The 11841-nt window shown below is 58.6% G+C and carries 7 protein-coding genes and 1 pseudogene; 6 read left to right on the forward strand and 2 right to left on the reverse strand.

All coding sequences use genetic code 11. The annotated features are described in order from the left end of the window. The first annotated feature begins 564 nt into the window (after positions 1–564). The 4 genes from QDY28_RS21160 to QDY28_RS21175 all read left to right on the forward strand — a co-directional run bounded on the left by QDY28_RS21160 (position 565) and on the right by QDY28_RS21175 (position 5902). Positions 565–891, forward strand: a complete 327-nt coding sequence (locus tag QDY28_RS21160; RefSeq protein WP_331383592.1) for a hypothetical protein — start codon at positions 565–567, stop codon at positions 889–891. A gap of 288 nt (positions 892–1179) precedes the next feature. Further along, the gene (locus QDY28_RS21165) at positions 1180–2610 is read left to right on the forward strand and encodes an efflux transporter outer membrane subunit (RefSeq protein ID WP_442967568.1); all 1431 of its coding nucleotides are present in this window, start codon (positions 1180–1182) and stop codon (positions 2608–2610) included. 4 nt (positions 2611–2614) lie between these two features. Beyond that, entirely contained in the window at positions 2615–3934 is a 1320-nt protein-coding gene (locus tag QDY28_RS21170; protein ID WP_331383594.1) for an efflux RND transporter periplasmic adaptor subunit, read from the forward strand. Positions 3935–3937: 3 nt separating this feature from the next. Then, the gene (locus QDY28_RS21175; protein ID WP_331383595.1) at positions 3938–5902 is read left to right on the forward strand and encodes a MacB family efflux pump subunit; all 1965 of its coding nucleotides are present in this window, start codon (positions 3938–3940) and stop codon (positions 5900–5902) included. A 674-nt stretch (positions 5903–6576) separates the two neighbouring features. On the opposite strand, the pseudogene QDY28_RS21185 reads toward QDY28_RS21175, so the two are convergent. Further along, positions 6577–7562 (reverse strand): annotated as a pseudogene (locus QDY28_RS21185) (ABC transporter ATP-binding protein). Positions 7563–8017: 455 nt separating this feature from the next. Further along, positions 8018–9079 carry an AraC family transcriptional regulator gene (locus QDY28_RS21190; RefSeq protein ID WP_331383597.1) on the reverse strand — a complete coding sequence of 354 codons (1062 nt, stop codon included), beginning with the start codon at positions 9077–9079 and terminating at the stop codon, positions 8018–8020. A 187-nt stretch (positions 9080–9266) separates the two neighbouring features. Between QDY28_RS21190 and QDY28_RS21195 the strand changes: the two genes are divergently transcribed. Next, positions 9267–10418 (forward strand): ROK family transcriptional regulator, encoded by a 1152-nt coding sequence (locus tag QDY28_RS21195; protein WP_331383598.1) that lies wholly within the window; start codon positions 9267–9269, stop codon positions 10416–10418. 519 nt (positions 10419–10937) lie between these two features. Next, entirely contained in the window at positions 10938–11657 is a 720-nt protein-coding gene (locus QDY28_RS21205; RefSeq protein WP_331383658.1) for a CHAP domain-containing protein, read from the forward strand. The last annotated feature ends 184 nt before the right edge of the window (positions 11658–11841 follow it).

Below are 11841 nucleotides of genomic sequence, written 5' to 3' on the forward strand. Positions count from 1 at the left end.
TGAATGGACTGCAGCAATTCTTCTGGTTCTATCGTTAAGGCATCGGCGCCATACGCCTCCCTCTGCCGAAGGAAATGCACGAGGTAAAGACGAAAATTTTGTAACTAACTTTTGCCGGAAGCCTCATAGCAAACTTCGTTCGCAACAATCTCCCGCGGAGAAATACTCGGAAACATAAAGACGCACGTCGTTTATATGCTCCGGCTAGCCTTGCGTCAGTGAATTGAAGCGGATTGTAAGGCACTGATCATGAGACATATGCGTATTATCGCAACTTTGATGTCAACAGCCATTAGCGGCATGAATGTTCCGGCTCTTGCGCAACAGCCGCCCATCGCGGCGATCGAACAGCCTTCCGGCGGCGGCGAGCGGATGGAAGCTCTGCCGCAAGGGAAGGGGATGGAAACCGGACGATGCCCCGATTTTTTCCGCGACCCTCGATTGGAGGGTCATAGGATGGCACTCGGGAACGGTTTGCCCTTTCCCCCGCCGCCACCTGAGACGGGTCCCGGTCTCCCTCCTTGGCTGGATCGTGCATTGGAGCTCGCAAGTAGACTATCGGCCATGGAAACCGTGATCGGTATCCGTGTCGCGCAGCTTGATGCCTGGAGGGACTATACCGCCGCATTGACGGACTTTCTCGATTTTCCGGACCATATTCCGCCGGGACCCGCTGCCGGGGCCGAAACGAAGTCGTCTGATACATCTGCGGCAAAACCGTCTGAACTGTTCGGAGAAGAGATCGCCGATCGCATGCTGGAGCATGCAGACAAGGCTCGCGTGCTGAAAGACAAGGCGGCTGCGCTTCGCACCGTTCTGACGGCTTATCAGCTTCAAAAGCTTGAGGATGCCGAACGATCGCTCGATCCACACCCTGACCGGTTCCGGTAGAAGCCACAGGCTTCCGCCTTCATGCACAGTCCACTTTATCTCCTTCTTCATCCGACGAAGATCGGCCCCCCGGACGCAGTTCGTGCGATCCTTGTCGGTTGGACGGAGTGGCCCGTGAAAGGGCTGAAAGTTCCGGGGAGCGCCCCGCCCGGCGTCCCCGGACCAATCCCTCCGATGATATCCCTCGTCTGAGATATCTCTGCCGCCACGGCTGACATGCAAACCAGAGATATGCCTTTGCAGATATGTTCTCATTTCCATAAACGCGTTTCGGCTATCGCTGCTGCCATGGTGCTTTCCACGGCACTCACTGGATGCGTTGTCGGGCCCGACTATCGCAAGCCGGCGCTGACGATGCCTTCTCATTGGGGCACCAAGACCCAGCCCGCCAAACCTCCGCAGCTCTCACGGTGGTGGAGACAGCTCAAAGACCCGACGCTGGATGCGTTGGTCGAGGAGGCGGTTGCGGGCAACCTCGATGTCGCCTCGGCCAAGGCGAAGATCCGCGAAGCGCGTGCGAGCTACCGTGAGCAGAAGGGTGCGCTGCCGCCCTCTCTCGAGGCAACGGCATCGGCTGCGCGGACTAGGACGGCGGCATCCGGTACAAGTTCCGAAGCGACGATCTATTCGCAATACCAGCCGGGATTTGATGCGAGCTGGGAGCTCGACCTTTTCGGCGGCAATAAGCGCGCGGCAGAGGCGGCGAAATATGGTGTCGAAGCCGCCGACGAAGAACTGCGCGATACGATGCTGACCCTCGTCGGCGACGTCGCTTCCTATTATGTTCAGGCCCGCGAATATCAGGCCCTGCGCGATCTTGCACGGCGCACCGCCGTCTCGCAGCGCAAGACGGCGGCCTTGACGCAGGCCGAACTCAAGGCAGGAAGCGCGACCGGCGTCGATGCCGCCAAGGCCGATGCCCTGGCAAGCAGCACCGAAGCTGACATCCCGACCTATGAGATTTCCTATGCCACGGCGGTCCATCGCCTCAGCGTGCTGCTTGGCAAGCCGCCGGCAGCGCTTGAGGAACGGCTGAAAAAGGGCGGTCCCATTCCAAAGCCGACGGTCGCAGTTTCGAGCGGCATTCCCGCCGACATTTTGAACTCCCGGCCCGATGTCCGCCTCGCAGAGCGGCAGCTTGCTCAATACACGGCGAAGATCGGCCAGGCCGAAGCCAATCGCTATCCGTCGATATCGCTCACCGGCGATATCGCATCCTCTGCCACCAGCATTGCGGATCTCGGCAAGAAATCGACCATCGGCTGGTCGTTCGGTCCGTCGCTCACCGTGCCGATCTTTCAGGGTGGCCAGCTCAAGGCGGCCGTCGATGTCGCCAAGGCTGAGCGTGATCAATATTATGTCGCCTATCAGTCCGCCGTCCTCTCTGCCATGGAAGACGTCGAAAATGCAGTGGTATCGCTGACCCAGGAAAGGCTGAAACACAGCAAGCTCAGCTCTTCGGCCGCCTCTTATCGCCGGGCAACGGACCTATCCCGCATGCTCAATCAAGCCGGCGTGACCGATTTCCTCGATGTGCTCGATGCCGAGCGGTCGCTTTACAGCGCGGAAGAAGCGCTGATCGAGAGCCAGGCGTCGATCGCCGGCGATTATGTCGCCCTCAACAAGGCGCTTGGCGGAGGTTGGGAGGGAAAGGTCGATACCTCAGAGCCTGCGGTAATCGACACCAATACCGGTCCGCACCTGACCGCGGCCAGATAATTCCATGCTGAACTTTCCGGACCCGATGACGGCATCAACCAAACTGAAACGAGCTGATGAAACAGTGCTCCGCGCGCGGCCATTGCGCACGTCGCCAAACAAGCGATTGTGGCGCCGAGCGCTAGCCTTCCCGGCATTGATCCTCGCCGGCGCGGGTGCACTGTTGTTTCACAGCGGCATCTTTGCCGAGGAAAGCTCATCCGCCATCACTGCCATGGTTACACGGGGAGATGTGGAAGAAGCTGTGCTTGCCTCCGGCACATTTAAACCCACCAAGCTGGTCGCCGTCGGTGCGCAGGTCTCGGGGCGGATCACCGCGCTGAATGTCAAGCTCGGCGATGAGATCAAGAAGGATATGCTGATTGCCGAGATCGACTCCACGACGCAAAACAACGATCTGAGGACCGCTCAGGCTTCGCTCGCCAATGTCAAAGCGCAGCGCGAGGAAAGCGAAGCCGATCTTGCCAACGCGCAACTGACGCTCACGCGGCAGCAGACCGTGTTTCGCAATCAAGCCGGCTCCAAGGCGGATCTCGACAGTGCGGAGGCCAGCGTCAAGAAGATCACCGCTCAGATCGCCGCGCTCGACGCGCAGATCATGGCTGCGGAGGTCGCGGTGGAGACGGCGCTAGCCAATCTATCCTACACCCGCATTACCGCGCCGATGGACGGGACCGTGCTTGCCATCGTCAATCAGCAAGGGCAGACCGTCAACGCGGCCCAGTCCGCTCCGACGATCGTCATTCTCGGCCAGCTCGACACGATGATCGTTCGCACCGAGATATCGGAGGCCGACATCGTCAGGGTCAAGGTGGGCCAGCCGGTCTATTTCACCATCCTCGGCGATCCCGCCACCCGTTACGATGCCGTGCTGCAATCGATCGAGCCGGCTCCGGAATCGATTACCAGCGACAGCAGCGTCACATCTTCCAGCACGACCTCATCCAGCAGTAGCACGACCTCCTCCTCGTCATCCTCGGCAATCTACTACAATGGCATTTTCGCCGTATCGAACAAAGATAACCGCTTCCGCACCTATATGTCGGCCGAGGTCCACATCGTACTCGGGGCTGCCAAACACGCGCTTATCATTCCATCCTCGGCGCTTGGCGCCAAGGACACCGACGGCTCCTATAGTGTGCAGGTGGTCGACGCGGACGGCAAACAGGCCTCCAGAAACATCATCGTCGGCCTCAACAACAATGTCACCGCCGAGGTGCGCTCTGGCCTTTCGGAAGGCGAACGCGTCATTATCGGCGAAGCGAGCGCGACCACGGCGAAAAGCAGCATGGGCGGCGGACCGCCGCCGCCGATGGGATTTTAAGCGATGGCTGCCCCACTCATCGAACTGAGGGGTGTCACCCGGGAATACCGGTCCGGCGACGACATCATTGCGGTGCTGAAGGACGTCGATCTATCGATTGCCGAGGGAGAGATGGTCGCCATCGTCGGTCCGTCCGGTTCCGGCAAATCAACGCTGATGAACATCATAGGCCTGCTCGATCGTCCGACTGTAGGCACTTACGCGATCGGCGGTTCCGAGACGGATCGGTTCGACAGCGATGCGCTTTCAAGGCTGCGGCGAGAGCATTTCGGCTTCATCTTCCAGCGTTATCATCTGCTTTCCGAACTGACGGCGCTGGGCAATGTCGAAGTTCCAGCGATCTATGCGGACCAGTCCAACAGGGTGCGGCATGCCCGCGCGGTGGCGCTCCTCAATCGCCTGGGCATGGGTGATCGGGCTGGACACAAGCCGGGGCAGCTTTCCGGCGGCCAGCAGCAGCGTGTTTCCATCGCGCGTGCCTTGATGAACAACGGCAATGTCATCCTTGCCGACGAGCCGACCGGCGCGCTCGACCAGCAAAGCGGCGAAGAGGTGCTTGGCATCCTCTCCGAGCTGCATGCCGAAGGCCATACCGTGGTGATCGTCACTCATGACATGAAGGTCGCGGCCCGCGCGCAGCGTGTCATCGAGTTATCAGACGGCCGCATCGTCGCCGACAGGCGCTCAGCCAAGGAAAAAACTCGGGATTCCCGCAATCACCGCTCCGCGCCCAACATCGATTCTGGCATCACCGGCTGGCGTGGCCTGGGTAACCGGCTGCGCGAGGCGTTTTTCATGGCAATCCTTGCCTTGAAAGCCCATCGGCTGCGCACATTCCTTACCATGCTCGGCATTATCATCGGCATTGCCTCAGTCGTTTCCGTCGTTGCGCTCGGGGAAGGATCGCAGCGCAAGGTGCTGGCGAATATCAATAGTCTCGGCACCAACACGCTGGAGATTTTTCCTGGCAAGAGTTTCGGAGATACGCGTTCGGGACGCATAAAGACCCTGGTAGTCGCCGATGCGGATGCCTTGGCCAAACTGACCTATGTCGGCGCCGTCACACCGACCGTTTCGACCAGCGGTACGGTCCGGTTCGGCTCGACGGAGGCCAACGCGCTGATCAACGGCGTGGGTGACGCCTATTTTTCCGTCAAGGGTTCGAAGCTTGTCGCCGGCCGACTGTTCGACGCCGACGGCGTGAGACGGATGGTGCAGGATGCCGTGATCGATCAGAATACGGCAGCAACCCTTTTTTCGGCCAAGAGCCTTGATCCCACCGGGCAGGTGATATTCGTCGGCCAAGTGCCCATCCGTGTCATCGGCGTCATCGCCTCGCAGCAAGGTGGCTTCGGGGCCAGCGACAATCTTTCGATCTATCTTCCCTACACCAGTGTGCAGGCCCGGTTCCTTGGCGACATGTCGTTGCGCAGCATCACCGTGCGCATCAATGACGATACCGAAACGTCGCTCGCCGAATCCGCGGTGACGCAATTCTTGGACCGGCGGCATGGCGTCCGGGATTTTTTCACGCTCAACACCGACGACATTCGTCAGACGATCACGAGCACGACCCGGACGATGACCCTGCTCGTCTCCGCAATTGCGGTCATCTCATTGCTTGTCGGGGGCATTGGAGTGATGAACATCATGCTCGTCTCTGTGTCCGAACGCATCGCCGAGATCGGCGTTCGCATGGCCGTCGGCGCCCGCCGTCAAGACATATTGCAGCAATTCCTGATCGAGGCCGTTCTGGTCTGTCTACTCGGCGGTACGCTTGGCGTGGCTCTTGCGCTCAGCTTCGGCCTTGCCTTCAATCGCCTTGGGTCGAACTTCGCCATGGTCTATTCGGGCAGCACCATCGCGCTCGCATTTACCTGTTCCTGCGCAATCGGCCTCACCTTCGGCTACCTGCCGGCGCGCAACGCCTCAAGGCTTGATCCCGTGGCGGCTCTTTCAAGAGATTAATCCCGGGCGGGCCAGAACCCGGCACCCACAGGACTATCGTTCGCTTTCAAAGGGAAGAACCGGCTCCGCCATTCATGTTGGGGGCGTCTGACGAAGCCGGCATGCGGGTGACCAAGAGCGTATGAAAGCTCAGGACCAGGTAGGAATTTACAGCAATCATGCCTGGAAATATTTCCAAACATTGCCGGAACAAGGCATTTTCGCGAAATTTCTTATCCGGACGTTTCCAATATAGCCGAACATGCGTATATTTATCCAGTACAGCTTTCGATATATTTATACAAACATTGGATTTATTGGAATCAACTATGGCTTAAGTGAGTACATCATTCGAAATCAATAAAAATACATCCGACATCGCTATTTTGACTGTTTGCCTTTGCTTGAGGCAAGCCGCACCATGATCCGTCTTACAAATTACGAAACACAATCAGGACGTAAAATGGTCAGCGCCGTCTCCGCATTCGAAAGAAGAGAAATGGCTACGCCGTTTTGCCGTTCTGCCAGACCGGATCGCCGGATCTTCTCAGATCAATCGGACATCGCCTTCGAAAGTATCTTCTCTGGCGCAGGCTTGTAGATTGAGAAACTCCTGGAGGTCATCGCCAGCTAATTATGATGGTGACGGATCCCGAATATTTCCGGGCAATCTGCAGTCCTGTACCTTGCTGCCGTCACGCAAGTGGAAAGTGGGAGGCGACGCTGTGGTGGCTCATGTTGCCAGTCAGGGGTGGCCTGACCTCGCGGCAAAGCGGCTTAGCGTATGGGCAGCGGGTCGACAATTTGCAGCCGTTCGGCGGGTTCAGCGGGCTCGGGATTTCGCTGTCGAGCAGGATCCGCCCCGCTTGCCGCGGTTGTGCGGCTGAGGAACGGCCGAGAGCAGCGCCTGCGTATAGGGGTGGCGCGGTGTATCGAAGAGTGCATGCGTCTCGCCGATCTCGACGATCGATCCGAGATACATGACTGCCACCCGACTCGACACCTGCCGGACCACTGCCAGGTCGTGGGCGATGAACACATAGGTGAGGTTCAGCCGCTCCCGCAGGTCGGCGAATAGGTTGACGATCTGGGCCTGCACCGAAACATCAAGCGCCGATACTGGCTCGTCAGCCACGATCAGCGCCGGTTCGACAGCGAGCGCACGCGCAATCCCGATACGCTGGCGCTGACCGCCGGAGAATTCGTGCGGGTAACGGTCGAGATACTCGCGGCGCAGGCCGACGATTTCCATCAACTCGGCGAGCCGCTCATCGATGGCCGGTCCCCTGCGGATATCGTGTACCTTCAGCACTTCCTCCAGCATATCGCGCACCTTGCGGCGTGGATTGAGCGAGGACGAAGGATCCTGGAAAATCATCTGCATCCTGCACCGCACGGGCGTGAGCGCGCGTTTCTCCGTTTTGGAAATGTCCTGGCCATCGAAGGTCAGCCGGCCGGCGGTGATGTCGTGAAGCCGCGTCAGGCAGCGACCAAGCGTGGATTTGCCGCTGCCGGATTCGCCAACAAGACCGAGCGTTTCGCCGGCACAGACATCGAGGCTGATCTCATCGACGGCTTGCAGCGTACGGCCCGAACCCGGCCAGATTGTCTTACCGACGACGAAGTTCTTGGTCAGCGCCTCGGCGGAAAGCAGTGGTTTGGTGCTCTCGGTCGCGCTCATGCGGGCTCCTCCGATGTCAGGGCAGATTCATCGATCAAGGAAAGACGAAAAGTAAGCACATTGCAGTTGATCGGAGGAACCTTAATAAAACGCATTACTTGTTCTGACACATGCCGTTTGCTGCACATTTTGGATTGCGATTCGCAAAATGGATAGCCTTGCACAGCGATGATTCGAGGGATACGGAACGGCCTGCAAAGTTGCTTGAGGAATCCTTGGTCCGCTCCATGGCGGAAGCGCGCGACGCCGGTCGAGCACGCCGTTTCGCAGCCTATTCTTCCGTTCGAATTTATACCGCGACGAACATCCGGCACCGCAGTCAAAGTCTTGGCCCCAAGGTCGCCTCAGTGCGTGCCGCCTCCCGTCCGACGGCCGGATTCAACCGAGACCCGGAAGCCTCGGTAGGTCAAACATTTTTCAGGTATGCGCTGAGATGCGCGTGTTCGGAACGGACATCACGGCGACATGCTTAGGACTTGTGCCGTCGCGACGGGGCTAAAGGTGGCTCGCAAGCGCGTATCTCTCGGGCTTTCCCCAAAAGCGCTGCGGTATGTCGCAGAGAATCTACCCGCATGAAAGAAGCCCCATTGGGTGCAGATGTCGCGCAGGCTTTGCTGGTTGAAGGGATCTCGCAACTGGTCGTGAACGGCTTTTAGCCTGATTGTGCGTAGGTAAGCGCCCGGTGACGTTCCCCGGAAGGTCTTGAAGCCCGTTTGCAGGGCACGGATTGAAATCCCGACTTCATCGGCGACCATCGACATGGTGAAAGGCTCGGCAATATTGGCGTGCATATAGTCGATGGCGCGCCGGACATGCCAAGGAGCGACCGTCGATACCTTCTTTTTTTCGAAATGGCCGGAAAGACGATGGCGGGTGAATCGGATCACAAGGTCTGCGAGCGTTTCGCTCATCGTCGATACGGCAAGCGGCGAGGATAGAAGCGGACCGCCATTGCGCATGCCCTGCACGATCGTTTGCGCCAGGTTGCCGATAAGCCGGCCCGACGGTGTTGCGAGATCTATTACCGGATCGAGATCAAGCGATTCGAGGGTCGGCGTTTCCAGCAGCGAAAAAAGCGTTCGCTTCATCACCTTCCAATCCAGGAAGAGAGCATCCGAGCAGTGGGGCTCGCCTTGGATCAGACGACTACCAGCCTCATGGTTGTTGGCTATGAGAATGCGACCCGCTCCACCCTCGACCGTCCTCTTCCCGAGGTTCAGCCGAAAGGACCCCGCGTGCGGAATGTAGAACGCAAGATGCTGCGGGGTCTCGTCGAGCGTTCGAATTTCCCAGGAATTCCGATAGGCCGAATGAATCGTTGTAAGCGTTCCGCTCGTTCGCAAATCCGCTGCCCAGGTAAAGGTTCGATTATTGCTCAGCGGCTTCGCGCCGAAAACGCCATAGCCCGCCGTAAAGGCTTGCACCATCGACTCAAAGTCATTGCCTTCATGCGTCGGTACGAAGCCGTAATTGGGCTCGTGAGCGCGCGCCGGAGTCTGAGATGTCAACGATACCATGCCGTTCGGCTCTCTCCCATTTCCACAACCCGCCGGTCCAATCGCCCTCTCTGTCCGGCCTCTGAACATCCCCTTGTGCCCGCTGGCTTGGCCAGTCTCGATGAGATAAGGACGTCCCAAATCGAGGATCGATCCTTGGCCTTATAGCAGTTTTCACACTTATAGTGTAAATTAAAATGATCCGAAAATGAAGTACGCCCCTCTCGACCACGTTGCGAAGCATTTTCTGCGGGATTTTCAGCCTCGGCGTGTAGCATCGCGCAACGAGCGAGATCTATTGCGCCTCGTCTGGAAAACGCCGGGAATCGAGCGCTCCGATTTGACCGAGCCGCTCGATCTCACCCAGCAATCGCTGCACAGGATCGTCGGACGGCTTCACGATCGCGGCATGATTGTGTTTTCCCCGTCGGAAACCCGGCGCCCCGGGCCGCCCAGCCCGGAGCTCACGCTTTGCAAGGACTGGTGTTTGACGCTCGGCATCTCCGTGAACGTCGGTTCGATCGGCCTCTGTCTCATGGGGTTCGGAGAGCCTTTGGAAAACATGGAAATCCCGCAGGAGGGATCGTCGCTCGCGGTAGAGATGGGGCGGATCGAAGCGGCGGTCGAAGAACTTCTTGCCCGCCGGAACGCCGCGCGGCGCGACGTCCTCGGCGTCGGTCTGGCAGTCGCCGGCCACCGCATGCTGGAAACGGCGTTCAACTGTCCTCTGCCACTCGCCCATTGGTCATTGATCGACCTGGCGCCTATCCTTGGAGAACAGCTCGGCCTGCCGGTCTGGGCTGACAACGTCGCCAGAACCGCTGCCTTGGCGGAAGCGATCTTCGGTGTTGGCCGGAATGTCGCGGATTTCGCCTATATTGCCCATCTCCACGGATATGGCGGCGGACTCGTGTCCGGAGGGATGCCGTTTCGCGGCAGTTTCGGCAATGCCGGCGAATATTCCGTTCTATTCGGCCGTCACGACTACGACGATCGCCCGGCCCTCAGTCTTCTGCTTCAACATCTTCACGCCAAAGGGCACTCGGACTTGACGCTGAAGGACCTGAAAAAGGAATCCCTGGTGGATCTGGACGGCGTTTCGGAGTGGCTCGATCGTGTCGCGCCCGCGCATAATCAAGCCATCAATGCGATCTGTGCCGTCTTCGACCCGGCATTGATCGTCCTCGGCGGCGAGCTTCCGCATTCACTGGCAGGAATGCTCATCGAACGGACCGAGTTCAATAATCTGCCCCGTCATGGCGTATTGCGTGACGTGCCCAGCCTTGCCGTGGCGCAGGTGGTCGACGCCCCCGGCGCAATCGGTGCGGCCTTGATACCGCTATTCGAGACCGTTTTGTGATAACGAGGGGCGCCCAGTCAGTGCAACGGCATGGCCCTGGACTTCCCCTCGCCCATTGCAATCAACGCCATTTCGGCTTGCGCATCGTATTGTATCGCAATTCGCAAGCCGTCGCGAACTGCCCGAAAAGCTGACGAAGTCGAGCTTCCTCTGCACCGGATATTCTGTGCTCTCTGCAAAAATCTTTAACTGACCATACGCGGGTCGCGGTTTTGTGGCTTACGTTCTTCGGCTCGACGTATTGCATTCAAATCCTCCCATTGAATTGCCGCACGATAGCGATCTATTCATTAGAAAGATATAAAATAAGACATAGCGGGAGGAATTGTCCGACTCCTGACAATTGCCTGCGCGCCCTGCCCCGATCCGACTTGTCAGTATCAACCCTGACGGAGGGAGCGACCCCATCAGCCTCCTTCATTGAAACCGTTCTCCCTTCTGCGTGTTACAGCTACTGGCAGCTAAGAGGTAACCTTCGCGGTGAGGTGTCGTATGATAACGCGGCGAGCGCTTTTGGCGATGATTGCGGGCCTTCCGGCTCTACGGTCCGAGATTGCCTTGGGAGCTAAAACTGGTCGCGAGACTATCGTCCAACTGCAATATCCACCTCCCCGGATCGCCACACCAGAGCGGCGTGTGCGACGCTCTGCTCCGACACCGACGGAAATCAAGCAAACTCGTGAGGTGCTCGCTTCGACGCCCACCGGACCACGGCCGATCGACGTTGCGCAGAGTTTCATCGACCGCTACTTCGAACACAAACCGGCAGTCATTTCGCAACAGCCGCCGCCCGCGCCTCTCAATCCTCTCATTGCCGAATTTCTCGAGGCTGCAGCACTCCATCCGCTAAACGACCCAATTCCATGGTGCGCAGCCTTCATCAATTTCTGCATCCGCCGCAATGGCGGGGTAGGCAGCTCGAGCGCTTGGTCGCAATCGTTCCTGCCGCCAGCCTTCGAGGCTGTCGAGTCACCCCAGGAGGGTGACCTGGCGGTGTTCACTTGCGTAAGCCCGTCAACGGGAAAAGATGTTGGATTGGGTCACGTAGCCTTCTTCAGACGCTTCGAAGACGAGCAGCACGTTGTCGTCGTTGGCGGCAACCAGGCGACACAGGGCCATTCCAGCATCATTTCGGAGAGAATTTTGCCAATCGGGGACAGGCCGGTGCGCAGACGCATAAATACCGGTGACGTGATATCGACGATGATGCACCTTAACAAGTTTGTCCGACCGGCATAAATTCGGCTTGGTCGGCATCGATTACCGGATTGGGAGTGTTCTCGGTAAAGCCCATCTGCTTCCGCCATGGTTGGGCGGCGTGTCACCTATGCTGCGCACGCGCGGAACACTATGGGGTTATCCCTGCAAAGAGAAACCGCCAAATCCGGATGCCTCGAACGGTCGCTTGGAGTGCTCCAGGAAC

Origin of the sequence: Rhizobium sp. BR 362, from assembly GCF_036528765.1 — a bacterium.
In the GTDB taxonomy this organism is placed as follows: Bacteria; Pseudomonadota; Alphaproteobacteria; order Rhizobiales; family Rhizobiaceae; genus Rhizobium.